19 protein-coding genes, 1 tRNA gene and 4 pseudogenes are annotated in these 26,022 nt (G+C 35.3%); 10 read left to right on the forward strand and 14 right to left on the reverse strand.

The features are described 5' to 3' along the window. Positions 1 to 1,657: 1,657 nt before the first annotated feature. Entirely contained in the window at positions 1,658 to 2,353 is a 696-nt protein-coding gene (locus AC6ER9_RS05940; protein ID WP_497073879.1) for an HAD family hydrolase, read from the reverse strand. 371 nt (positions 2,354 to 2,724) lie between these two features. Here AC6ER9_RS05940 and AC6ER9_RS05945 point away from each other — a divergent pair, with 371 nt between their 5' ends. Then, positions 2,725 to 3,813: a site-specific DNA-methyltransferase gene (locus AC6ER9_RS05945; RefSeq protein WP_497075291.1), complete on the forward strand. Its 1,089-nt coding sequence runs from the start codon at positions 2,725 to 2,727 to the stop codon at positions 3,811 to 3,813. A 1,205-nt stretch (positions 3,814 to 5,018) separates the two neighbouring features. Here AC6ER9_RS05945 and mutY read toward each other — a convergent pair. Continuing rightward, entirely contained in the window at positions 5,019 to 6,077 is a 1,059-nt protein-coding gene (mutY, locus tag AC6ER9_RS05950; protein WP_497073880.1) for an A/G-specific adenine glycosylase, read from the reverse strand. A gap of 203 nt (positions 6,078 to 6,280) precedes the next feature. On the opposite strand from mutY, the gene AC6ER9_RS05955 reads away from it, so the two are divergent. The 3 genes from AC6ER9_RS05955 to ppdK all read left to right on the forward strand — a co-directional run bounded on the left by AC6ER9_RS05955 (position 6,281) and on the right by ppdK (position 10,379). Continuing rightward, complete coding sequence (locus AC6ER9_RS05955; protein WP_497073881.1) at positions 6,281 to 6,781, forward strand: DUF721 domain-containing protein; 501 nt, start codon at positions 6,281 to 6,283, stop codon at positions 6,779 to 6,781. A gap of 83 nt (positions 6,782 to 6,864) precedes the next feature. Then, positions 6,865 to 7,521, forward strand: coding sequence for a DsbA family protein (locus tag AC6ER9_RS05960; protein WP_497073882.1), 657 nt, complete (start codon positions 6,865 to 6,867; stop codon positions 7,519 to 7,521). Positions 7,522 to 7,712: 191 nt separating this feature from the next. After that, the gene (gene ppdK, locus AC6ER9_RS05965; RefSeq protein ID WP_497073883.1) at positions 7,713 to 10,379 is read left to right on the forward strand and encodes a pyruvate, phosphate dikinase; all 2,667 of its coding nucleotides are present in this window, start codon (positions 7,713 to 7,715) and stop codon (positions 10,377 to 10,379) included. 260 nt (positions 10,380 to 10,639) lie between these two features. Here ppdK and AC6ER9_RS05970 read toward each other — a convergent pair. Next, a pseudogene (locus AC6ER9_RS05970) lies at positions 10,640 to 11,595 on the reverse strand (tyrosine-type recombinase/integrase); the annotation flags it as partial. A gap of 1,643 nt (positions 11,596 to 13,238) precedes the next feature. After that, positions 13,239 to 14,066, reverse strand: coding sequence for a peptidoglycan-binding domain-containing protein (locus tag AC6ER9_RS05975; protein WP_497073884.1), 828 nt, complete (start codon positions 14,064 to 14,066; stop codon positions 13,239 to 13,241). Positions 14,067 to 15,510: 1,444 nt separating this feature from the next. Between AC6ER9_RS05975 and AC6ER9_RS05980 the strand changes: the two genes are divergently transcribed. Together AC6ER9_RS05980 and AC6ER9_RS05985 are read left to right on the forward strand one after the other, a co-directional pair. Further along, positions 15,511 to 15,885, forward strand: a complete 375-nt coding sequence (locus AC6ER9_RS05980; protein ID WP_497073885.1) for a DUF5330 domain-containing protein — start codon at positions 15,511 to 15,513, stop codon at positions 15,883 to 15,885. Positions 15,886 to 15,993: 108 nt separating this feature from the next. Continuing rightward, a complete protein-coding gene (locus AC6ER9_RS05985; RefSeq protein WP_497073886.1) occupies positions 15,994 to 16,404 on the forward strand; it encodes a SufE family protein in 411 nt (136 codons plus the stop codon). A gap of 97 nt (positions 16,405 to 16,501) precedes the next feature. Here AC6ER9_RS05985 and AC6ER9_RS05990 read toward each other — a convergent pair whose 3' ends face one another. Beyond that, positions 16,502 to 16,939 carry a Ros/MucR family transcriptional regulator gene (locus tag AC6ER9_RS05990; protein ID WP_497073887.1) on the reverse strand — a complete coding sequence of 146 codons (438 nt, stop codon included), beginning with the start codon at positions 16,937 to 16,939 and terminating at the stop codon, positions 16,502 to 16,504. Positions 16,940 to 17,656: 717 nt separating this feature from the next. Here AC6ER9_RS05990 and AC6ER9_RS05995 point away from each other — a divergent pair. Beyond that, a complete protein-coding gene (locus AC6ER9_RS05995; protein WP_497073888.1) occupies positions 17,657 to 19,750 on the forward strand; it encodes a S9 family peptidase in 2,094 nt (697 codons plus the stop codon). 81 nt (positions 19,751 to 19,831) lie between these two features. On the opposite strand, the gene AC6ER9_RS06000 is transcribed toward AC6ER9_RS05995, so the two are convergent. After that, positions 19,832 to 20,434, reverse strand: a complete 603-nt coding sequence (locus AC6ER9_RS06000) for a superoxide dismutase (RefSeq protein ID WP_497073889.1) — start codon at positions 20,432 to 20,434, stop codon at positions 19,832 to 19,834. Positions 20,435 to 21,232: 798 nt separating this feature from the next. On the opposite strand from AC6ER9_RS06000, the gene AC6ER9_RS06005 reads away from it, so the two are divergent. From AC6ER9_RS06005 to AC6ER9_RS06015, 3 genes and pseudogenes are all read left to right on the forward strand, one after another. Then, positions 21,233 to 21,307 (forward strand) — tRNA-Gln (locus AC6ER9_RS06005). 201 nt (positions 21,308 to 21,508) lie between these two features. Continuing rightward, a pseudogene (locus AC6ER9_RS06010) lies at positions 21,509 to 21,784 on the forward strand (type II toxin-antitoxin system RelE/ParE family toxin). 16 nt (positions 21,785 to 21,800) lie between these two features. After that, positions 21,801 to 22,100 (forward strand): HigA family addiction module antitoxin, encoded by a 300-nt coding sequence (locus tag AC6ER9_RS06015; protein ID WP_497073890.1) that lies wholly within the window; start codon positions 21,801 to 21,803, stop codon positions 22,098 to 22,100. A 57-nt stretch (positions 22,101 to 22,157) separates the two neighbouring features. Here the strand turns inward: AC6ER9_RS06015 and AC6ER9_RS06020 are convergent. The 8 genes and pseudogenes from AC6ER9_RS06020 to AC6ER9_RS06055 all read right to left on the reverse strand — a co-directional run. After that, positions 22,158 to 22,550: pseudogene (locus AC6ER9_RS06020) on the reverse strand (tyrosine-type recombinase/integrase); the annotation flags it as partial. Positions 22,551 to 22,612: 62 nt separating this feature from the next. Beyond that, positions 22,613 to 23,071 (reverse strand): annotated as a pseudogene (locus tag AC6ER9_RS06025) (toxin-activating lysine-acyltransferase). Positions 23,072 to 23,076: 5 nt separating this feature from the next. Next, entirely contained in the window at positions 23,077 to 23,412 is a 336-nt protein-coding gene (locus AC6ER9_RS06030) for a beta-barrel domain-containing protein (protein ID WP_497073891.1), read from the reverse strand. 41 nt (positions 23,413 to 23,453) lie between these two features. Beyond that, positions 23,454 to 23,906 (reverse strand): HlyD family secretion protein, encoded by a 453-nt coding sequence (locus AC6ER9_RS06035; protein ID WP_497073892.1) that lies wholly within the window; start codon positions 23,904 to 23,906, stop codon positions 23,454 to 23,456. Next, the gene (locus tag AC6ER9_RS06040; protein ID WP_497073893.1) at positions 23,903 to 24,406 is read right to left on the reverse strand and encodes a hypothetical protein; all 504 of its coding nucleotides are present in this window, start codon (positions 24,404 to 24,406) and stop codon (positions 23,903 to 23,905) included. Before AC6ER9_RS06040 ends, AC6ER9_RS06035 begins: the two co-directional genes overlap by 4 nt. Beyond that, positions 24,396 to 24,767, reverse strand: coding sequence for an ATP-binding cassette domain-containing protein (locus AC6ER9_RS06045; RefSeq protein ID WP_497073894.1), 372 nt, complete (start codon positions 24,765 to 24,767; stop codon positions 24,396 to 24,398). The genes AC6ER9_RS06040 and AC6ER9_RS06045 overlap by 11 nt, the downstream gene beginning before the upstream one ends. Positions 24,768 to 24,871: 104 nt before the next feature. Next, a complete protein-coding gene (locus AC6ER9_RS06050; RefSeq protein WP_497075292.1) occupies positions 24,872 to 24,958 on the reverse strand; it encodes an ATP-binding cassette domain-containing protein in 87 nt (28 codons plus the stop codon). A 17-nt stretch (positions 24,959 to 24,975) separates the two neighbouring features. Then, entirely contained in the window at positions 24,976 to 25,638 is a 663-nt protein-coding gene (locus AC6ER9_RS06055; protein WP_497073895.1) for an ABC transporter transmembrane domain-containing protein, read from the reverse strand. Between the last annotated feature and the right edge of the window lie 384 nt (positions 25,639 to 26,022).

The raw sequence follows: 26,022 nt of genomic DNA on the forward strand, positions 1-26,022 counted from the left end.
GTAACAATTACAAAAAAAAGACCTTATAATTACTTATTAATGCATTGATTTATGTTTTAATAACGATAATATTTTTTATGTATCAATAAAATAATATATGGTGATTTTATAATTTTTATGAAATGATATTAATATTATTTTTTAATAAATTTAGAGATAATAGTATTGCTTAAAATTTTTACGAATTAAATTTATAAAAACGCTATTTAATATAAATCTTTAGTTATATCATGATGTATTGTTTATTTGATAATTAATTATATTTTTTTTGATATCAAAGTAGAGCTCGAGTTTGATAAGGGTGAATGCTATAATCTTTCTTTTCAATATGAACAGTATGACCGTAGATAATATATAGAAGAACAGCAATTCAGATAAAATTTGTGCGTGCTGAAAAATGAGTATTGGATAATACTCTTCGATATTTTCTTCTGTTCAAATTGAAAAAATGCTTTTGTTTTTTAGAAAGGATATTTTTTCTAAAGTTTAATTACTTACAAAAAGATCTTGTTTCATTATCTATTTAAAAAGTTCATTTAAGTGTTTTCAGAAAATTTTGAGCAGTTGTTGGTATCTCTTTACGTTATTATAATTATATGTTTTATTTTGATATGTTTGTTTTTAAGGAGCATTTACAAAGCTTATTTCACCATGATCCGTGTGGGTAGTATAATGATAAAGCTCCATAATATAAATTCATAGGTCACTGCCATCTTTATGTTTATAAAGGAGAAAGGATGGTATTCTCATGAACTTTGCTCATTCCTAATATCGCTACAGCTTGGCTCTTGAGATAATTCATGAAGAAGCGTTTTTATTCATTTCTTTAATTGATTAAACATATCCAGATTTGAAAGGAGAGAATTTAACGATATTCATGTTTTGTTTAAAGTGAATAATGCTAGATTATCATTATAAATCAAAGTATTGCTCATCAATTTTAGGGTAAGCAATCTTTCCTATAAAAGCGCATATCTTTATTAACGATATATTCCCTTTGTCTTTTTTAATTTTAGAGAGATTATATCAATCGATGTTGTCAAAATACTGCTAAGCAGCAAGGTCAATAAAGCTTCAACAAATTTATGAGATTTGGATTGAGAAAGCATAAACCTTTGTAACTTAGCAAGGGTGCTTTTGTCGTTACAAACTTGTGTATTTTATAGATTCAGCCAATTTTAATGTATTTTTCTATGATTACTACGCACATACCATACAATTTTATCATGTTGGGTAATAAGCTGAAGGGGTATGGTTTTGGCATAGCAATTTTCATATCTTATAGAGTAAGGCATCGTAATATTTTTTTGACAAATCTAGTCATTTATCAGGATGGATTGCGAATGTTGGGATGAGAATATTGGATTTGAGAGAGATAGGTAGTTTTCCGGTAGATTTGATTTTCTAGGAGGTTGGATTTTTACGCGTTTGTATCTTTACTGTTTTGCTTCTTTTAAAGTACGTGCAATGGTTAGATAACTATTACTTCTCAACGAGGTGTGATATTTTTTCGATTCACATTGAGATGTAAACGCCCCATATTGTGAATCGTGCATTTATTGAGGCTATTATAAAAGGAGAGAAGCAAGAAGGGGAGGACACTTGGGGTAAAATCCCCCCTTACAAAAGTTTACAAATTGATATAATCAAGAGTTTTTTATAACAAATCGCGCCATACTGCCATTGCTTCTAGGACTTCTCCTAAATGTGCATGTTTTGCGATGACTGTTTCCGCACCAGCTTCTGCAAGTGCATTAGAATGGCCAAGATAGCTATGGGATCCTCCCGTAAAGCCAATCACACGCATGCCTGCTGCTATGGCGGCATGCACACCATGAAGTGAATCTTCTATAACGATCGTGTTTTGAGGCTCTACCTGTAATTGCTGTGCAGCAAAAAGAAAAACATCAGGAGCAGGTTTTGTCTTTTTTGTTCCAACTTCAGGTGCTGAAAATATTTTACCTTCAAAAAGGTCATAGAGATTAACTGTTGTGAGCATCTCTTTTATATCTACACTCTTTGCATTAGAGCAGATACAGTAGGGATAGCGCGTTTGAATAATTTCTACGGCTTGTCTTACATCATCAATAGCCCGTAATTCAGTTTTTATTTGTGTACGAAAAATATTGGTCATCTGATCTATGAGATGAGCAGAAACAGGTTTTTCTGTTTCCTGTTCAACGTGTTTAAGAATATCGCGAAAGATAAGCCCTGCAAAACGCTCACTTAATTCTTCGGGTGATATTTCATATCCTGTTTGTTTGAGCAATTGAGATCCAATTTTTGCAGCAAGATATTCAGAGTCGACGAGAACGCCGTCACAATCAAAAATAATAAGATCTATCTGAGGCATAAGATATTCCTTTACATATTACGAGATGGACAACTTTCATGAAAACAATATTAAGAGGACCTTATTTCATAAAAAGGTGCTTTGAAAATGATTCTTAATTCTTTTACGAAATAAAAGATACGGGAACAGTACATTAAAGAAAGAAAAATAAGGATTCATTCATATAAAAGTTTTTTTTACTTAAAAAAATAAAAACGAATATCAATTTTGCAGAACTTTAACGATACGTTTACTCTATTTTGTAAATATGAATTGGTAATGCGGGCCTATAAACTATTTTGATTGATTATAGGGCAAATTCAGTTCATTTTGTTGGGTTTTTCATGACAGTTATTCAGCTTCAAAAAGATTTCATTCGTACTCCTTCACAGATGCCATGGCGCAATAAAATTTTTAAAGGAGATTGTGTTGCCGTTTTAGAAAAATTGCCAAAACATTCCGTAGATATGATTTTTGCGGATCCCCCCTATAATTTGCAATTGGATGGTGCTTTATACCGTCCAGATCACTCGCTTGTTGATGCGGTTGATGATGCATGGGACCAGTTTGAGAGTTTTGCTGCTTATGATGCTTTTACCCGTGCATGGTTGCTTGCGTGTCGTCGTGTGTTAAAGCCCAACGGAACGCTTTGGGTTATCGGATCTTACCATAATATTTTTCGTGTTGGCACGGCATTACAAGATTTAGGTTTTTGGATGCTTAATGATATCATTTGGCGCAAAAATAATCCGATGCCTAATTTTAGAGGGCGCCGCTTTCAAAATGCGCATGAGACGCTTATTTGGGCTGTGCGAGATCAAAAAGACAAAAAGTACACATTTAATTATGATGCTTTAAAAGCAGCAAATGAAGATTTGCAAATGCGTTCAGATTGGCTTTTCCCTCTCTGCACTGGCGCTGAACGTTTAAAGGATGATGCAGGGCGTAAGTTACATCCGACACAAAAGCCACAAGCGTTATTAGCGCGTATTATTATGGCTTCTAGTAAACCTAGAGATGTTATTCTTGATCCGTTTTTTGGTTCAGGAACAACAGGGGCTGTTGCCAAGCTTTTAGGGCGTGATTTTGTTGGGATTGAACGCGAGCAAGATTACATTGATGCGGCATGTGAGAGAATTGCGGCGGTCAAACCTTTAGCGCAACCAGAACTGGCGATTTTGGATAGAAAAAAAGCAGAACCGCGCGTAGCATTCAATAGCTTGCTTGAAGCTGGTTTACTTTATCCTGGAGAAGTTCTTTATGATCGCAAGAAGCAAGTATCTGCTATTGTAAGAGCTGATGGTACGATCATGCATGGTGGTGAAGCAGGTTCAATCCACGCAATGGGTAGAAAGGCTCAAAATTCGCAGAGCTGTAATGGTTGGACCTTTTGGTATTACGAGGAAAATGGTCGGTTGAAATCCATAGATCATTTAAGAATGGTCATACGTTCACAAATGTTAAAAACGGGTGTTATATGAACTAGGCTGATCGCATCATTCTTCTGACTACCGGTATATTCTCGATAGGTTTATACCTTTCATTCAAAACACAGTGCCATTGGGTTACCAATTGACGCGCTTAAAAAACATTTCTCAATGCATCCAATCCCATTTCGCGATGGCATCTGTGAATGATATAATGGTAAACGTTCCATGACGTGTATAAAGTTTATAGAGCACCGCCATCTTTATGCTGTTGAAGGAGCAAGCGGGTACCACCACCACACATTTTCCAACTCCCATGTTACAATAGCTCTTGGTATTTGAGACGATTGAGGTATTTAAAAATGTTTGTATTCATATGTCAGCTCTGCTTATGATATATAGCCAAGCATTTTTAATTGATTCAAAATAAACAGATTTGAAATGGGAGGATTTTACGATATTTGTGACTCTTATTCAACATGCAAAACAGTTAATTATCTTATCAATCAATATCTTGCCTTTATTGAGATGTACAGGAGGACGCTTTATGTCTTTCCTAGATTTTTTTACATAGCAATCTCGTTTGTAAGCAACAAATGAGCGTTTTTCGGTTTCTTATAAAAAATGAAAATGAGAAATTTTCACTCTATGCTCTCATTTAAGTTCCAAAATAGTTAAATGATCAATCAATATATTTTTATAAAAATGAAATAACAGAATTAAAAAAAAATCATTCGGAAGTTCAAAATTAAGTGCTTTTTAGGGGGAGTTACATCTATGGATGTACGTACAATATTTCGATTTGTTGCATTATAAAGACAACTTTAAATGGTTCAACTTAAATTAGCTCCTAAATATCATTAGATTTTCTCATTTCAAATCTGTTTTATGCTGAAGCAACAAAATCACTTGGTTTACATGTTTTATAAGTGGGGTTGGCATGTGAGTAAAAACTGGCTCCAGAAAGGATTTAAAAAAGCACCTCTTATAAACCATCTAAAGTGCCAAGGGCGGTAGAATAGCATTGGAGATTGGCCAAAGTGTGTGATGGTACGTACCTATTTGGTTCTTCAAAAGCAAAAAAAGATAAGTCTTGAAATGTAAATCTAAGATTTCTAAGTTTTCCTATCCCTTCTTAACTCTTATCTGTAGAAAAAATTGGCCATTTTCTTGTCGTAAATTTTCCTTTTACAGAGGAAGAAATGGTCGCTAGAGATACAAAAGTTTTTGTTAACAAGTCTTTTTACGAAGTGGAAAAGCTATTTAAGTTTGAAAGCATTGGGAAGTGCTATGGCGATGGCTTTTTTCATAACAGTAGGGAGCGCTTCTTCGGCAAGATGTTGAATGTTGCACCACCAACCATTTTCACAATTCATTTCATGAACATCCTCAGTGTAGTAAACATCAAGTTTTAGAGAAAAATGAGTAAAAACATGGGTAATTTGTCCTTTAAATTGCCAATTGGCAGTAAAGGGTGCGTTTTGGAGTCCATTTTCATTATTTATGCCAATATTGTTAGGAATTTGAGTCATTCCGCTAAGGAGTTTTTGCGTTTGTCGTTTTTCCAAATAAATTTGTTTCTTTTTATTAAGAACCACAAAAGCAATCCCTGTTTTTGAAGGGCGTTCTTTTTTAGGAGCTTTGACTGGAAAAGATTCCGCTTGTTGCATCTTTGCTGCTTTGCATAAAACTTCAAGAGGGCAGATATAACAAGATGGTTTGCGTGGAGTACAAATTGTTGCTCCCAAATCCATCATTGCTTGAGCAAAGTCGCCAGGGCGATTTAGATCAGTAATTTTTTGTGCTTTTTCTTTAATTTCAGCTTTTGCTTTTGGTAATATTGAAGTGATAGCAAAAAGGCGGGAAACCACACGTTCGACATTACCATCAACCACTGCTACAGGGTGGTTAAAAGCAATTGCGGCAATGGCTGCGGCCGTATAGTCTCCAATCCCAGCAAGAGTTCGCAATGCTTTTACGGATTGTGGAAATTGTCCTGCATAGTTTTCAACAAGTTGTATTGCACACTTTTTAAGATTACGGGCACGTGAATAATAGCCAAGTCCAGCCCATGCTTTCATAACGTCATCTTGTGAGGCTTTTGCTAAAGAAGAAAGATCTGGCCAAAGTTTCAGAAACTTTTTAAAATAAGGCTTAACAGTTTCAACGGTTGTTTGTTGAAGCATGATTTCAGAAAGCCAAACTTGATAAGGATCAGGGCGGATACCTTGTTTTTGCTCTTCGGGGGTAATCCGCCATGGGAGGTGTCTGTGATTTTGATCGTACCAAGAAAGAAGGTGCGAAGAAATTTCATACATGATTGTTTTCAAGCATAGGAAGAGGTAAAATGCAAAAGAAAAAAGTATTTATTGGGGAATTCATGTTTTTTGTTCTTTTACGGTCAAGGTTTTGGTGAGAAGACAAATTTCTATTTTGTTGATTTTTATAAATTAGAAAAGAAATATTTTTTAGATGAAACAAATGATTGTCATTGAATAAACAGTTGAACAATGATCTAAAGATGAGAAAACAACAAAAAAAACACGCTTTTTATTCTCTTTCTGAGACGGTATTCAAAATACTTGATCCAGTTTTACGCAAAAGAACAGGGCTCAATGTCGCGCTTATTGAGCATTGGCCACAAATTGTGGGCCACGATATCAGTGAACATACAATACCACTTAAAATTATCTGGAAGCGTCGCGCGGATCAAGATGAAGTTTTTCAGCCAGCAACACTTGTTGTCGCATGTGAAGGATTTGCTGCGTTAAAATTGATGCATGAAACAGAAGAATTGCTTCATAGGATTAATGGATTTTTTGGCTATATTGCTATTGATCGTATCAAAATTGAGCAAAGAAGTATGTCGGTTTTTATGAAGCATGTGCCTTTCAAGCCGACGTTGAGTGAACAGGATAGAAAATGCGTGGAAAAAATGCTTGAAGGAATTGAAGATAAAAGCTTACATCAGTCACTTTACAAACTTGGCTGTTGCATTTTTTCGGAAAAAAATAATAAATAGCAAGATATTTTATATGTTTTCCTTTAGTATATGAGAAAGCATTGGATTCCTATTTGTTTAATAACAACAGAAAAGTAATATTTATGGTAAAATATCGTTCTTTTTTATCTTTCGGGGTAATTTTTCTCTTCATAATGATTGTACAAAACAGCCTAGCAGTTGCTTTAGCGCGTGGTCCCAAACCCGTTGCAACGGTAGATATGGCTGAACTTCTTCAGTCGGGTAAAGTAAAAGATCGCTTTGAAGGAGAAGCGGATGCACCAGTCGTTATTGTTGAGTATGCTTCGTTGACATGTACGCATTGTGCGCATTTTTATAATGATATACTTCCTCAAATTCGTAAAAAATATATCAAAACAGGAAAAGTAAAACTGATTTTCCGCGATTATGCTTTTGATCCTCGGGCAACTGCAGGTTTTATGTTAGCGCGCTGTGCACCAGAAGATCGTTATTTTCCTTTGATAGAAGTTTTATTTCAAAAACAAAATGAGTGGGTTTGGGGAAAAGATGCTCTAACACCCTTGAAAAAAATTAGCTTAATGGCCGGTTTTACCGAAGAAAGTTTTACTGCGTGTTTAAAAAATCAGACCATTTTAGATGAAGTGAATGCATCTTTTGAGCGTGGTAAAGAACTGGGTGTCACAGCAACGCCTACTTTCTTTATCAATGGTGATAAATATGAAGGTGCCATGAAAGTAGAAGACTTTTTGTCGGTGATTGATCGTTATCTTAAAAAATGAGTTTTAATTTTCCAGAAGATGGATAAGTGAGACGTGTGATCATTATCTCTTTTGGGAAGATTGGTCTTATGCAGTTATGAAGCGATTATGAAACGATATTTTTTATTTTGCTGATTTTTAAATCAAATCATTGCTTTTGAATGAGCCTAGGTTGAATGATGTTTTGATGCTGATATGGGAGGATGTGTACAATGAAAAAATGGGTTTATAGTTTTGGAGATGGTAGTGCAGAAGGAAATGCAAGCGAGCGTAATCTTTTGGGAGGTAAGGGCGCTAATTTAGCAGAAATGAGTAATTTGGGTTTACCTGTCCCTCCGGGCTTTACTCTGACAACTGAAGTTTGTAATTTTTATTATACTCATAACAAATCATATCCAGAAGAGCTACAGGAATCTGTTACGCAAGCGCTAAGACGCGTGGGTGAACAAACAGGGCGTGAATTTGGGAATAAGCAAAGGCCACTTTTACTTTCTGTTCGTTCAGGGGCGCGAGCATCTATGCCAGGAATGATGGATACAGTGTTAAACCTTGGCATGAACGATGAGACTGTAAAAGCGATTGCTTTGCAAGCCAATAATGAACGTTTTGCCTATGATAGTTATCGACGTTTTATCCAAATGTATTCTAACGTTGTTTTGGGATTAGACCATTCATATTTTGAAGAAATTCTCGATGAAGCAAAAGCACGCAGTGGTTATACTATTGATACAGAAATGACTGCAGATGATTGGAAGAATGTTATTTTTTCTTATAAAGCCTATGTTGAAGAAAAATCAGGAAGCCCTTTTCCACAAGACCCTGAACAGCAGTTATGGGGGGCGATTGGAGCCGTTTTTTCAAGTTGGATGACGGCACGTGCGGTTACTTATCGTCGTTTACATAACATTCCTGAAAATTGGGGAACGGCAGTGAATGTGCAAGCTATGGTTTTTGGTAATATAGGAGAAGATTCGGCAACAGGGGTTGCTTTTACACGCAATCCGTCGACAGGGAAAAAAGAACTTTACGGTGAGTTTTTAGTTAATGCGCAAGGGGAAGATGTTGTGGCGGGTATTCGAACGCCTCAAAATATTACAGAAAATGCGCGTATTGTTGCCGGTTCAAATAAACCGTCTTTAGAAAAAATCATGCCTGAAGCTTTTTTGAAGTTATGTCAGATTGCGCAGAAGCTTGAACAGCATTATCGGGATATGCAAGATCTCGAATTTACCATTGAAAAAGGTAAATTATGGATGCTGCAGACACGTTCTGGAAAACGCACAGCTCGTGCGGCTCTCAAGATGGCCATTGAAATGGTTGAGGAGGGGCTCATCAGTCGTGAAGAGGCTTTGATGCGTATTGATGCAAAGTCACTTGACCAACTTTTACACCCAACACTTGATCCTAAAGCAGAACGTTTGGTTATAGGGCGTGGTTTACCAGCTTCTCCTGGAGCGGCAACGGGTGAAATTGTTTTTACTTCAGAAGAGGCAGAAACGGCGTCGGCAGAAGGGCGCAAAGTTATTTTGGTTCGTGTTGAAACAAGCCCCGAAGATATTCATGGTATGCATGCGGCTGAAGGAATTTTAACAACGCGTGGCGGTATGACAAGCCACGCTGCTGTCGTAGCGCGAGGGATGGGAAAGCCATGTATTTCTGGTGCTGGCAGTGTGCGAATTGACTATAACACAAATACGCTGCTTGCTTCAGGAGAAAGCTTTAAAAAGGGTGATATTATTACAATTGATGGTGGAAGTGGGGAAGTTTTCAAAGGGAAGGTTGCGATGTTGCAGCCTGAGCTTTGTGGAGACTTTGCAACGTTAATGGAATGGGCTGATGGGATGCGACGTATAAGGGTTCGCGCTAATGCTGAGACACCCTCTGATGCCCATATGGGGCGTTCTTTCGGGGCTGAAGGTATTGGTCTTTGTCGTACGGAGCATATGTTTTTTTCTGGTGAACGTATCGTTGCCATGCGTGAAATGATTTTAAGTCATGATGAAACGGGTCGTCGTAAAGCGTTAGACAAGCTTTTGCCAATGCAGCGCTCGGATTTTAGTGAACTATTTGAAATTATGTGTGGTTTGCCTGTGACCATTCGTTTGTTAGACCCGCCACTCCATGAATTTTTACCTAAAACCGATGCAGAAATTCTTGAAGTTGCAACAGCTATGGGGGTTTCTGCGGAAGTACTTGCTGAACGCGCCCAGCAGCTGCACGAATTTAATCCTATGCTTGGATTACGAGGCTGCCGTTTAGCCATTACTTATCCTGAAATTGCCGAAATGCAAGCACGAGCGATTTTTGAAGCAGCAGCAGAAGCTGCCCAAAAATCTGGATCCCCTGTCATACTTGAAATTATGGTGCCACTTATTGCGCTTAAATCTGAACTCGATTTTGTAAAAGAGCGTATTGATCAGGTTGCTGGGGAAGTGATGAAAGAAAAGAAAAGTACTATTCAGTATATGGTTGGAACGATGATTGAGCTTCCAAGAGCAGCGCTTCGAGCCGATGAAATTGCTGAAACGGCGGAATTTTTTTCATTTGGCACAAACGATTTGACACAAACTACTTTTGGAATTTCTCGTGATGATGCTGCTCCTTTTTTGGCAACTTATTTTCAAAAGGGCCTTTTAGAACAAGATCCTTTCGTCTCGATTGATCGTGATGGCGTAGGAGAACTGATTGCTATTGCTGCACAGCGTGGACGCTCAAAGCGTGCAAAAATAAAATTGGGAATTTGTGGTGAGCATGGGGGAGATCCTGCTTCTATTGCTTTATGTGAAGAAAATAACTTAGATTATGTTTCATGTTCTCCTTTTCGAGTCCCAATTGCTCGTTTAGCAGCAGCGCAAGCAGCCATAGCAAAAAGGATATAACGGGTTAATATTTTTTATTATATCGTTACCACTGAAATAAATTTTTATGTACAGTCCTTTATTTTCTTCCTTAAAGAAAATTATAATGCATTATAATTTATCTCATGTGAAAAAGTGTATTTTGAGAGGTCTGTGAAAGAAAATATAAAGTAAGATAAAAAAGTGTATTATTAATATAATTTCAGTATTGAGGGGATTCTTGATAAAGAGTGACGCACTATTGTGCAGTTAATTCATACACCTGCTATTTTATGGGGGGATTGAGCCATACAGTTTGCAGCAAGGAGACTGCGACTAAATGCAAAAAACAAACCATTGCGAGAAAGAAAGCGCGCTTATTTTTTAATTTCCAATGTTTCTGTTGATAAGGGTGCACGAAACTCTGTTGTAGCATAACGCTTTTCTTTCATATTCTCGAGCCAAGAATAGTCTAGGTATCCCCATCAACTTAATCTTTATGAATATTACACAAGGGGCGCATGTACGAATACCTGTCAGAATAAGCAAGTGCAAAGCCAGTTGTGTTAGGGATGATGCTTTACAAGGTGTTTTATAAAAAGTTGGTATATCTTTCCAATCCATAGCCGGCGGCATGTTTTATGCTTTATGGTGTTGTTTTCCTTAAGAGAGTGCGTATTTTTTCTGTTACTTGTAAATCAACATCCAAACTCAAGGCAGCCGCATGTTTAAGACAAAGATTAAGACGCACCAATGCTATCCGAGCAGTTTCAGTTTTTGTATGCCAAATAGGGAAAAGCATAGACCGTATTTCTGTTTGTGTAGTTTCTTAAACCGGCAGACAGCCTAATTGGGGGAGAATATGAAGTCGTAAAGATGCAAACAAATCACTAGCCTCATCCTCTTTTTTTAATTCAGCTTTGCAACTTTCAAAAGCATCTAAAGCAATGTCCTTTAAATAATGAAGATTGCTTATTGCATCACGCTTTTGTTTCTCACGTTCTTTAATGGGGTCATATCGCTCACATAAAACAGAACGCCCCCCCCCAGTTGCCAATTTATGGGCTTATTTTAAAATGACATCTCTCAAAGTGCACCCAAACCCATTTCATGATGGCGTCTATGAATGGTATAACAGTAAGTCCATGAGCTCCTCCATCTTTACGTTTGTGGAGAAGAAAGCTGGCACCATCATTATATTTGCAAGCCCTAGAATGTTGCCGACAGACCTTACATTAAGGCGATTCATAAAAACTATCTTTATACTTTTCTTAATAGTTTTTTATCCACACAGGCTTCCCTGCTTATAACGTGCAAGCGAATGACCTTGATTGATGCAACATAAACAAGTTGGAAATGGGAGAATCTTACGATATTCGGGACTTTCATTCAATATGAATAACGCTAGATTATTTTTATAAATTAATGTGTTGTCTATCAAGACGGAACACCCTAAACGAATGTATTTAATTTTGTACATTTATTTGTTATTTTGAATAAATGTCTTTTAATCCATTTCATATTATCAGCCGTGGAATAGGATTATGTAAATGCTTTGTAAGTTTATAAAATTCTCTCTAGACTTTAAAAGTCCATTGCGCGCGACCAACTTTATACTTATAAAGGAATATATAATTGCACAACTTATTCATTTATAATGATAATTTTATTTCTCATATTGGAGAATAGCTTTGAGTATCGCAAGATTTTCTCATTTCAATTTCTTTCATAATCGAATCAATCAAAGCTATTTCTCTTGCACGTTATAGAGGGGGAAAGCAAGATGAAGAAAAAAATGAAAGCAAGGATATGACTCTTATAAATTATCTCAAGTGCCAAGAGTTGTTGCAACATTAGAGACAGGCGTAGTGTGTAATGGTGCCGACTTACTTCTTTACAAGCGTAAAGATGATAGATAGCGCCAGAGAGTTTATATTATTCACGGATATTGTTACAAAATGGGCTTGGATATTTTGAGAGATGTTTCTTTAAAGAAAGCTCGTAAAAGAAAGCTCGTAAATATGCACTCAAAATATTCCATTTAAGGTATTCTTTTCCATAAAGGGGCGTAAGCCTCAAAAAATATGCGATAAACAAAAGTGTGAGGCAATAATCGCCATTACTTAAAAGAAGGCATATCTTGTCGATGTCTTTGAAAGTCGTAAAGCTGAATGAAAGTAAAATGGTCAAAATGGGAAGTGGTTTCTATCCTTAAAATTTTATATCCTACCCAAATTAAGTCGTCTCCTTATTTTAAGAGATTACACAAACAGAGATATCACGCTTGAACATATTTTGGCATACAAAGGTTACAACTGCAGAGAAAGCAAGCTTTTTATCTCAACCATGCGATTGAATGTTGATTTACAAGCCACAACAAAAGCATGGGCTTTTTTAGAAAGCAACGCCATAAAGTAAAAAAAATTTCAGTAATAGATTGGAAAAATGTATTGATTTTTTTATAAAATACTTTGCAAAATAAAAACTATAACATAACGGGCTTTTCATCTACTTATTCTTACAGGTGTTCTGACATTTCTTTACATCATATTCATGAAAACAAATGATAGTTATAGATGGATCATTTTTGGATCGAGAATATAAAAATGAAGGCGTGACGTTACAACAGAATTTGGTGTTCCCTTATCATCAGAAGCAATAAAATTTTTAAAACAAACACGTTCACTCTCTCACAACGATTTCTTTTTTTGTAACCGGTCGTGATCCCCTTGCTAGAAAATTGTATGGCTCAATAGAGAATATGGAATCAAGCCATTCTGATTATTTAACATAAAAGGGATTGTGGTGAAGAAATATTTTTGTATTTGGGAGGCATTAAACAAGAAAATGACAAATTATCATTATAAATAGGTCATTTTTTTGTAATATAGATGATTAGTTTTAATTAAATAAACCAACTTCACGCATTTTCATCAAAATTGTGTGATCAATTTTTCCCGTGATAGGAAGGTCAAACATTTTTTGAAACTGTTTTAAGGCTTCTATCGTTTTTTGATCTTCTATTCCTGTGACAATAATCTCCTCATGACCAAAAATATGTAAAGCTTTTTGCACCTGTAAAATATCTTCAACAGAAGGATCTAAAACAGCATTTTTCGAATTTGTTATATTATTTGCCATTTCTATTTCGCTCTGTTTAATTAATAATGCAATTTCATCTGTTGTGGGATTGGATAAAACATTGTTTTGCATTTTTTGAGTAGCCTGTTGTTTCCATAAAGCGATAGCATGACGCGTCTTAGGCCCATCCAATCCATCTAAAGGACCATCATAAAGTCCTAATTTTGCTAATTCTTTTTGCTTTTCCAGTATGTTTTCTGATTGAAAGAAAAAAGATGGATTTGTCTGCTGATGACTTGGAAAATTTACAGAATCTACACGAGAGAGTTTTTGTGATTTTACTGCTTTTTCAGATAAATGAGAACTTTTTCCTATACTTTGAGCAGAGGAAAACTTCATTTGAGTTAAAATATTTTTATGCGTTGTTATTTGCAAAAATAAAGCATTAAATGAAACAAATAAAAAACTAATGATAAAAAGAAAAGATCCGACAGAAAATAAAGTATTTTTTCGTGTATAGAAATAAAGAGTTTTTGTTATCCAAAAAATAAAATAAAAAATTATAAGAAGAAGGGTGATAACAATACTACTTTGGTATTTACGATTTTTTACAGTTTTGTTTCGGGATGTCTTTCGGTTTGTTGTCATTCGTTTTGATTTTCAGTTGCATTTATTTTTCAAAAAAGAAACGAATATAAATTATTTCTTATTTCCAGCTAGAAAGAAGCACATTCTTTATATGATTGCTTTTTTCCTTCAAGCTCCTAAAATGAGACGCTTCATTATATCCATTTATAAGTTGATAAATCAATAAGAGCACTTATCAACTTTTATTAATTTCATATTTAAAAATCTTTAATCTCTATAAAGGGAGTGTTAAATGAATGAGCATCCAAAGCTATTTTGGTATTTGCAAAATGCATTATCATAGTTAATCATCGAAATAGTTATATCACGTCATTCTTCATTTTAGGTGCATAGGGTTGCTTATACTTTAAAATTAAGTCGAGACTTTTTTCCTATAACGCTAAAAAAAACATTTATTATATAATTTACATATAAAAGGTTACTGCTCTGTAAAGGATTTAGGAAGAACAATGATCTCTTAATGATCTTATATTTCTGTATAAAGGTCTTCTACACATAATAAGGATCAATGAAATTTATATTTACAATGTTATAGAAAAAGCTTTCCTTGAGATGAAATGATAAGAAATGCGTCTATTTTTTTATGTTTTATCAACATGTTGATTATTTTCGTGACATACCATTAAAAGTCTTATAAATTGAGTAAAATTTCATAGGCAAAGTAAAGATTTTATCGATAATAGGATAAGAATAACAGAATCTTAATCTCTTTAATCTTGTCAGCTAAGCTTAAAATGATAAATTGTTATTTAAAATAAATATATACACAACATAGGAAAAAAATTGGACTATGTATTTAATCTTTATCCTATTGTTATATTTTTGTGGAATAAAAAGTGGCAAATGGGCGTTATAACGGTAAATGCGTTGAGCAGCTTATATCTTGATGCTTATAAAGAAGAAAACTGCACTATCACACATTTCTCCAGTGTCTAATGTTTTGTAACCGTCCTTGGCATTTGAGACGGTTCATAAGAAGCATTTTTAGCCTTTTCTTATAAAGTTTTTATCCGTATGGTTCTCTCCGTTTGTAATTTGCAAATAAATAGTTTTTATTGTTTCAATATGAACAGACTTCAAATGAGATGATCTTGCGGTATTAAGGTTTTGCGTTAAACATAAAAATAAAAAACTTATTATGAAACAACATTTTATACATATCTATCCCTTATACACTAACATAATTATCTCTCTCAATATGCTGATTATATAATGATCCTAAATGTATAGTATTTTTATATAATTTTGATGTTGATTTTTTTACCGAATAGACAATGTATCATTTTTATGCAGCGGCATTGTATTATTTATAAAAGAGTCTTTGACATAGGTCACAGAAATGCAGACTCAATTCTATAAAACTCATTTTATAAATTTTTTATAAAGAAGCGGCGTATAAAATGATTCTTTTATTGTATTGACCACTTCGGTACAGTGATGGCCCATGATACGTTTTTTAATCAAATTATCATTTTTTTTGTTTTTTATTTTTATCATTATTTCATTTTTTGTAGAAAATCCAAATAATAACCATTCTCCGAGCTCCAAAAATAATGAAACAACAACAAGCGATGTGATCATTGCTTTTAAGGAAGCTTTAAGTGATTTAGGAACATTTTGTGATCGTAATATAGAAGCCTGTAAAGTAGGCAAGTCCTTTTTAAGTGTACTTGGCGAACGCGCATATTATGGTGCAAGAGCTGCTTATGAATATTTAGGGCACATATTAGGAAACAAAAATAATATAGAGAATTCTTCTAATGTTCCACGCAAGATGGAACTACAAGAGTTCTTACAAAAACGTACAATGTTATCTTAAAAATAACAGTTTTTAACGCACCTCATATCGATTATGTTAGGAAAATAAATATTGATCTGTCAATAAGTGTATTTAACATGATTATTCAGATGAAACAGGACTAAGGTAATGGCAGAAACAATCGATAATATTATAGAGAACTTTTCGCTTTTGGATAATTGGGAAGATCGTTATCGCTATGTCATTGAGCTTGGTCATGAGTTGCCGCCTTTTCCAGAAAGTGCTCGAAATGAGGCCCACAAAGTTCCTGGTTGTGCTAGCCAAGTATGGCTTTTATCTTCACGGAATAGTTCGGAAGATCCAACATTAACCTTTCAAGGCGATTCCGATGCACATATTGTGCGTGGACTCATTTACATTCTTTTAGCCTTTTATTCAGGCAAGAAAGCCTCTGAAATTCGCAATTCTAATGCTCAAGATCTCTTTGAAAAACTTGGTTTAAATGAAAATCTCACACCACAACGATCAAATGGTCTTAAATCAATGATTAAACGGATTCGTAGCGAAAGTTATGTATAATCTCCTTTGTAGAAAGAACTATATATAAAATTTTACAAAAAAACATATACACCAAAAGTCGACTTTATATACGAACCATTTTTCGTAACATAATGGTTTATTTAGCTTTTTTTCTTTTGCTTTTGCGTCCAAGCCCCATTTCTTTAGCCAAAGCTGAACGTGTTTTGGCATAATTAGGCGCTACCATAGGATAAGAGCTGTCTAACTGCCATTTTTCACGATATTCCTCTGGTAACATTCCATAATGTGTCATGAGATGACGCTTAAGAGATTTAAATTTCTTCCCATCTTCAAGACAAATGAGATAATCAGGAAATATTGAACGCTTTGGATTAACGGCAGGCCTTTGCTTTTCAACTTCGACTTCTGTTAACTCTGGCTTCCCTGCTTTACGAAAAGCAGCATGGACATCAGCAATTAAACTTGGCACTTCAGTCGGTCGAATAGAATTATTACTCACGTAGGCAGCAACAATATCAGCAACCAATGTAATAACTAAATTGCTTTCAGTCTCTAAGACTGCACGATGTTCCATTCTTGTTTCCTTTAATTTAAAATCGAGTAATTTAAAATCGAGATATAGTGCATATACTCATAATACAAAGATCTCATGCACATGAGCTTCATATTGTACAAAAATCTTTTTTGTCAATTCAATTATTCTATAAAATTGCCAAAACATAAAAAAAACAAATAAATATCTATTTTTTGACATAATCTATAATAAGATAAAGTGAAATTCTTACATGTTAGAATATAGTTTTATTATATAACATGCTGTGCATAATATATAACATATCACAAATATAAAAAAACATAAGATAAAAATTATTTATTTTTATGATTTGTATTTATTAAATATAATAATAAACAAAATATAGCTGTAAATACATTTCTATAATATAAAGTATTACTTTAAGATATTATAGAGTGGTTTTTACTTTTTACAATATGATTATAAAAACTTAGATATATTTATCCACTTCTATAAAATTATACATTTATACTATTAAAAAACAATTCTTCAGCTCATGATTTAATTGTCTGACAAGTTACTTCCATTGTAAAGGTGGTATTTCATCTCTAGAAAACAATAGCTGTGACAGGTAATGAGTAGAAGGGTATTAACTGTAAAAATTATCAGGACACTATTTTTGCAAGTGCATAGAAATTATGTTTTTACACTTGTATCAATAATTATGATTCTAACATATAAACGAAGCGATTAATATATTTTAATATAGGATTGTGTATGACCCACACTTTTGTAACTCCTCCCAAAGCGTCTAGAATCACTCATAAGGAAATGTATCATGGTATTTTGCGTGATGATCCCTATCATTGGTTACGTGCATCTAACTGGCAAGATGTTTTTAAAAATCCTAACTGTCTTGATCCCAATATTCGACATCACCTCGAAAAGGAAAATGCTTATCAAGAAGCTCAAATGGCTGATACAAAGTCATTAAGAGATTTACTTTTTATAGAAATGAAGAGCAGGATCCAAGAGAATGATAGTTCCGTTCCTATAAAAAATGGACCTTTTGCTTACGGATTTTCTTATGTTCTAGGAGGGCAGCAACCACATTATTTTCGGACACCAAGGGATGGTGGAGAAAGACATGTTTATCTTAATGGTGATCTTTTGGCTGAAGGTAAAGAATATTTTAACTTTGGTTCAGTTCAAGAATCTCCTAATCATAGATATGTTGTATGGACCTATGACGATAAAGGATCAGAATTTTATACAGCTAAAATTCGTAATTTAGAAACATTATCTGATTTTACGGACACCCTTATTGATACATCAGGACAAATTGTATGGGATGCTCAATCTGAAGGTTTTTTCTATACAAAAGTGGATGAAAGTCACCGACCTTCTAAGCTTTATTATCATCGCTTAAACACGGATCAATCGCAAGATAAACTTATTTTTCATGAAGATAATCCAGGTTTTTTCTTAAATGTAAGTGGTTCTAAGCTTCATGATGTTATTTATATTAATATTCATGACCATGAAACGTCAGAGATCTGGTTAATTCCTGCAAAAGCGCCTCTTAATGCTCCTCAATGTGTACGAAAACGGCAAAAAGGTGTTGAATATTCACTGACAGAAGGTGGAGACGTCTTTTATATTCTTACAAATGTAGACAATGCAAAGGACTTTAAAATGATGGTTGCGCCATATGCAGCGCCGCAATCAGAAAATTGGTCAGAGCTTGTGTCTCATCAGCTTGGATGTTTGATTTTATCCCATGATGCATATCAAGATTTTCTTGTTTGGCTCGAACGCTTTGAAGGACTTCCTCGTATCAAAATTATGGATCGTACGACGCAACAAATCCATTCCATTGCTTTTGATGAAGAGGCTTATTCTTTAGGTTTGCAAGGTGCAGCGGAATATAATAGCCAGTCCATTCGTTTTTCTTACTCGTCTATGACGACACCTGATCAAATCTTTGATTATGAGGTGAAAAGTCGTAAACGAATATTGTTAAAGACGCAAATAATTCCCTCTGGTCATAATAAAGATGAATATATAACGCGGCGTATTATGGCCACCGCAGAGGATGGTGAAAAAATTCCCATCTCACTTTTTTATCATAAAAAGACATCTCTTAATGGTCGTGCACCTTGTCTGCTTTACGGTTATGGTGCTTACGGGATCTCTATACCTGCCAGTTTCAATAGTAATGTATTTTCTCTCGTAAACAGAGGTTTTATTTATGCCATTGCCCATATTCGTGGAGGCAAAGAAAAAGGGGTTGAATGGTATGAGAAAGGAAAACATCTTTGTAAACATAACACATTTACCGATTTTATTGCTTGTGGGCGCTATCTTGTAAACAATAACTTCACAGCTCATGATCGGCTTATTGCGCATGGTGGTTCGGCAGGAGGAATGTTGATGGGGGCTGTTGCCAATATAGCGCCCCAAGATTTTGCTGGAATTATAGCTAATGTGCCTTTTGTTGATGTTTTAACAACGATGCTCGATGCTTCTTTACCTCTAACACCCCCTGAGTGGCCCGAATGGGGAAATCCTCTTGAATCACAAGAAGATTACAATCTTATAGCTTCTTATTCTCCCTATGATAACGTAAAAGCGCAAAAATACCCTCCTATGCTTGTGATAGCAGGATTAACCGATCCTCGTGTAACATACTGGGAACCTGCAAAATGGGTAGCAAAATTGCGTGCGTTAAAAACAGATGATAATGCAATTTTATTGCGCATTAATATGGATTCAGGTCACGCTGGTGCGGCTGGACGTTTTTCAAAGTTAGAAGAAATTGCCTATATCCATGCCTATATTCTAAAGATAGCAGGAAAAGACGGTTTATAATCCATAATATCTCTATTTTTAAGTCCCTATAATTTATTGAATTATAGAGACTTATAGATACTAAAAAACTATCTAGATAACTTACAGTCCGCAATCTTCATAAAGCTTTAACACATAATCCCAATTGATCAAATGATCCACGAAAGCTTCAAGATATTTCGGGCGAGCATTACGGTAGTCAATATAATAGGAATGTTCCCACACATCCACACCTAGAATAGGTTGAGAATTATGGATCAACGGATTTTCACCATTCGGCGTTTTTATAATTTCAAGCTTACCATCTTTAACAGCAACCCATGCCCATCCAGAGCCAAATTGGCCACCGCCAGCAGCAATAAAATCAGCACGAAACTTGTCATAGCCACCTAGATCAGATTCAATAGCTTTTGCTAGTTTTTCAGGCAGCTTTTGACCACCACCCTCTTTTTTCATCCAATGCCAGAAATGGTTATGATTGTAATATTGCGCTGCATTATTAAATAAACCAATATTTTTTCCAAAACTTTTTTTAATAATCTCTTCAAGGCTTTCATTTTCTAAGCCTGCGTCTTTTATAAGGTTGTTGGTATTGGTGAGATAAGCGAGGTGATGCTTATCATGATGATATTCAAGCGTTTCGCGTGACATATAAGGCGAAAGAGCATCGTAATCATAAGGCAATGCAGCCAATTCAAAAGCCATTTAAAAATCTCCTCGATTCTAATTGTTAAGCTTACTTTAAAAGCCTAATTTGCCATTTGCGGCACCTAAAAGCAAATGTTGAATGCTTATTTATATTAATTAATTTTAATGTCTTTCTTTTTATCGTAAACGGGGTTTTTAGGAAGTGTATGTTAATGAATTAAATAAAGAGCACGGATCTATATAAATATTGCTTCTGAAGATTTTTTTACATCTATGAACAGAAAAAAACATTGTGATCTTTTAGATGAAAAGTAAATATAGAGAGAACGATCATTCTTTCTTTTTATACCTAAAAATATTGTTTCAAATATCACGTAAAATGTTTTTAATTTTTTGCAGACCTTTTCTAACCCATTAGCGTATCATAGTGTTTACAATAGAATATTAAGCCATATGTTTAAGAGACATTATCATCTTTACGCTTAATGAAAGAGCACAGCGGTTATCATACAGTATGTCAGTCCTCAATATGGTGACAGCTTTTGTTTTAATTGAGCAAGATGAGATTTGGATATATCAAGAAAAATAAAGCATATGCTAATTTATTAGAGACATGAGTAAACGATAAGATTTTCTGTTCCTATACAATCAATAAAAGAGCAAAATAATTTATGGATAAAGGGTTGTGACTTATGTTAAAAGAATCATCATCTATTCTTTTCTGTTGCGAATTTGTATCGATGTACAAGGCAGAGAAGTTTTGTGATAAAAAAGTGAAGTCTTTGATTTTCAGATATTGCGTCCAATGACAGGAATCGCTATAAGGTGCGAAAGTAATTATAAAGTGCGTTTTTTTGGGGTATAGCCAAGCGGTAAGGCACCGGTTTTTGGTACCGGCATTCCCTGGTTCGAATCCAGGTACCCCAGCCATACTTTAATGAAATCAATGAGCTATCAGAAAGTACGGGAATTTTATTTCCGTTGTTCTTTTAACTTATTTTCTGTCTATACTGAGCCTTTTTGTAGCTTTATCAATCATTTTATCCAAATATGAAACTAAATTTGCTTGTATGGTGCTTGACTCTTAATTTTTATGAACCGTATAGCTATGGTATACGATAAGGGGCAGTAATGGCAATTGTGAGTTTCAAACATAAGGGCTTAAAATTATTCTATACAACAGGGGCTACAAAAGCTATTCGAGCAGATCATGTAAAAAATTACGCGTTATCTTAACGGCTTTAACAAGTGCTATTACGCCTGCAATGTTGAAAGCGCCTACCTTTAAAATTCCTTCTCTTAAAGGTGAACTTACAGGTTATTATTCTATATGGGTGAATGGAAATTGGCGTGTTACTTTTCGCTTTATGGGAACAGAAGCTTGTTGATGATCAAGACTACCATTGATGAAAGGAACAATAAAATGATGCATAATCCTGCACATTCGGGCGAAGTTCTAAAGGTAGCTTTCTTGGAAGAAATGGGGCTATCAATACAAAAATTAGCCGATCACCTCCATATGACAAGAGCTTCTCTATCAAGAGTGATTAACGGTCATGCTTCTATGAGTACCGAGCTTGCGATTAAATTAGAATTAGCTGGTTTTAGTAAAGCAAAATTTTGGTTGGATATGCAAACAAACTATAATTTATGGCAAATAATGCAACAGACACAACCACCTATTTCTCCTCTGATTTCTGAGGTTAATCAAACATCGCTTTGATTTCATTCATAATTTTTATGATGCTTTGGTTTATTTTTTTAGGTGTTATCCATTGCCTTAGTTTTTTTGAAGTTTTTTAATGGCTTCTATTGTGAGACGTTTACGATCTGCGCTTTTTGTATAAAGAGATGCCATATTATCTTCAGTCCAGCCAAAAAGTGCTTTCATTTGTGAAACTGTAGCACTGACATTAGCAGCACGGGTAGCTGCTAATTTTCTTAATCCGTGGGCTGATTTTTTTTATTCCTGATGCATTGCAAGCTTTACGAAATAGGTTGCCAAAACTTTTTTAGTTAGTTTTTTACCTTTTTTCCACAAATAAATGTTTCATCACTTACGGGACCAATTTTAAGGGTTTCTGCAAGTTCTGGTAAAATAGGAAGAAAAAACATCTGTTTTAAATTGGCTCTTTTCTGTTTTAAGATGAATAATATTATCTTTTAGTTCTTTTCAGAGTTTCTTCTCCATAAAAATAGAGCTTAAATGATTTATGCAAACGTGCTTTAGGAAAGTTATTCGGGTGGATTTTGTGCTCTATAAGAACACCAGCGGGCAATTTTTCGTATTCCACCATCTTCATTGCGTCGGACAGCATAAAAATAACGCTGATTTGGGAATATATTTCGTTGCATGTCGCGGACAATATGCGCAGTACGACCATAGGGTGCTACATAGTCAATAAACCATACATATTTTCCAGTCTGCCAGTTAGCATTGGATAAAAGCTTTCCTCTTTTAAGCATGGATTGATGATTTTGTTCATCTAAAAAAGCCTAAGTGATAAAGGCACCAAACTCTCCATGTTCATTTTGATAGAGTTTATATTGTCCAACTCGTAAAGCAGGACCTAAGTTTCGTTCGATATCCCAGACTAGCCATCGGCGGTGTAGGGGGGATTGAAGCATTAAAACAACCATAGCGCTCAAAGCTGTTATTGGATTTATTAGTGAGGGAGATGGAGTTTCATTCATACAGATTATCTTTCTTTTAGGGGTTGTTCTAAAACTTTGGTGATAGGTTCAAAGAAATACGAAATGAGGCGCCGTTTTGAAGTAATGACATCAGCTGTCACAGTCATGCTTGGGATAAATTTAAGCTCTTGGTGATTAAAACTGATATGATCTTGGTCGATTTTGATTAAAACAGCATAAGCACCATTAATCTCTTGCTCATAGCGGGCGGTTGCCCCTACATTCATAACGGTACCGTAGATAACGCCATAGCGTTCAGGTGGAAAGGCAGAAAATTTTACGCAAGCACGTTGGCTTTTTTCTAAAAACCAAATATCACGATTATCAAAAAAATGCTTCAACAATGAGCCCCCCTGAGCCTAGGACAATACGCATAAGGGTTCTACCCGCTTCTACAAAGCCACCCCAAGTATGAATAAATACTTAAATCATCAATGCGTCCATAAACAGGGGCATAAAGTGATAAGTGATCAAGACGATATTGGCTGCTGTCAAGTTTGGCTTTTAAGCTTTGCAGAGAGAGTTTTGTCTCTCGAGAAAGTTGTCGATAGCGGGCGATTTCATTGGAAATAAGGCTTTGTCGTTGTTTGTGGAGGGCTTCTATTTCAGCGGTATTTTCTTCCAAACGTTTTTTATTGGCTAAGATTTCATGTTCCACATTTTTAAAGTCATGTAGACGTTCTAAGTAAAGAGAATGGCTGATGACTTTTGTTTCTATCAAGCTTTTAGCCGCTTTAAGCTTTTCTTGGCTTAATTGTTGATCATCTCGTAATCTATCCAATTGCGCATATTGTATAGCATCGCTTCGTGTAACACGATCAGCTTGGGCTTTCATGCTTTTACTTTATTTTGTAGCGATTGAAGGGTCGCATGGATGAGTTTTTCTCTTTCCATGTTCGCTGTTTTGTTACTGGAGGAAGAGATTTGCAAATAAGCCAGTCCTTTAGGAACAAAATCTTTATCCAAAGGATCTCTTTCACTCAAGGCTGCTAAAATCGCAGCGGCAATTTGCCCTTGAAGGGTTTGTTGAGCGATATCGTCTTGGACATGTGCGCGCTCATTTAAAGCTTCATGCGGATCCAATTGAATAAGGAGATCACTATGGTGGACAAATTGCCCTTCTTTTACAAGAATTGTCTCGATGCGTCCTGTATTTTGCTCTTGGACGAGTTGAACATAGGAGGTAGGAATCACCGCTCCTTGTCCCTGCGCAAAAATCTCTGTTTTGGTGATAACACTACCAATGACAATAAACAGGAATAAGGAAACCAAAACAGCAATCACCATATGAAGGGTTGGCGATAAAGGGCGCAAATGGGGAGCCTTATCTGCCATTTTTTGCCTCCAGATCAGAGAAATTTAATATAGTTGCATGCTTGGAAAAAAGATCACGTTTGTGCGTAATAACGAGAATAATACGATCTTGTAAAAGTTTATATAAATGCTCAACAATTTGTGCACTGACCCTGTCATCCAATGCGGAAGTGGAGTCATCCAAGATAAGAATCTTGCGGTTCGATGAGCAAAAACAAGACAATGCTAGATGTTGACGTTGTCCACCAGATAAAAAGCCCCCTTGCTCGCCTATTTGGGTATGAATCCCTTGAGGCAATTGAGAAATCAAATCATAACAAGCACTCGCATGAAGAGCAGCATTGATTTCATCTTCCGATGTATTTGGTTTAGCAAGAAGCATATTTTCAAGAATGGTTCCAGAAAAAAGGTAAAGACTTTAGGAAAAATATGCGATTGTTTGGCGCACACTACGCATATCAAAATTCTGTATAGATTGGTTGTTAATCAATATCCGTCCACTTGTTGGAGGGTAAGACCACAAAGAAGTTTTGCAAAGGTTGATTTTCCACAGCCTGAAGGACCAAGCAACATAATGAGTTGCTCAAGTTTTAAACAGACATTAAGATTGCTAATAATTGATTTTCTCCATAAGAAAAACAGCTATCTTTAGCGTCAAGCTGAGGACTTGTAGTGAGTTGAAGGGGAGGCTTTTCTTCTTCCCATAGGGAGGCAAGGCTTAAGATGGGACCAGAAACATTGCCAGCGAGAAGATGAAAAGCAACAAGTTTCCCTAGTGTGATTTGATTTTTCAGCACTGCCTGAGCACCAAAAAAGATAATAAAGATAGTAAAAAGGTCACCAAAAATATGGCTTAAAGCCTCATTTAAAAGCTGAAATTTACTGGTTGCAAGACTTTTATCGAGACTGCGGGCTAAAGTTTCTTGCATTGGTATCGTATGAGCAGATTCTTTTACATGCGCTTTGATGGCTTCAAGATTGGTAAAACTTTCAATAAGGCGTGATTTATGTGCGGTTTGCAGAGTGAAAGCACGGCATAATTGGCGATGTAAAAAGGGACCAACCGATGTTACAGAGCCCATGTGTAAAGGTAAAATGATAAGAACAATAAAAGTAAGTTTCGGACTAATGGAAAAGAGTACAGTAAGATAAATGATTGCGAATAGAACATTCAGTACAGTTGTGGCGATGGTTCCTGTTAGAAACCCGCGAATTGTATCAACCTCTCCGATACGCGAAAACAGTTCCCCCACACTTGCCAATGACGTAACACAGGTAAGGAGAGGCTTAAAAGATGAGTATAAATATGCTGTCCAAATCTAGGGTAAGCCGATTGGCTAAATAAGTGCCTAGGTAGCCTGCTAAAGTGCTAAACAGCATGATAGCAACCATCAAGACAACGATAGCATAGAGACTTTCAAGGCGCTGAAAAGGAAGAATACGGTCAATAATTGCTTAAAAAATAAAAGGATTCACTAAGCCCAATAAACGCAAAACAACCGAGTTTTATGACATAATAAATATATTTCTTTGTTGTTCTTGTAAACCAAGAGAAGGCGACTAGTTTTTCTTGTGAGTGACTTATTTGAATTTATGATTTTGTTTAAAAGAAAGAGCAATGAATATTGTATATTTAA

The sequence above is a fragment of the Bartonella sp. SL317 genome, assembly GCF_059687655.1.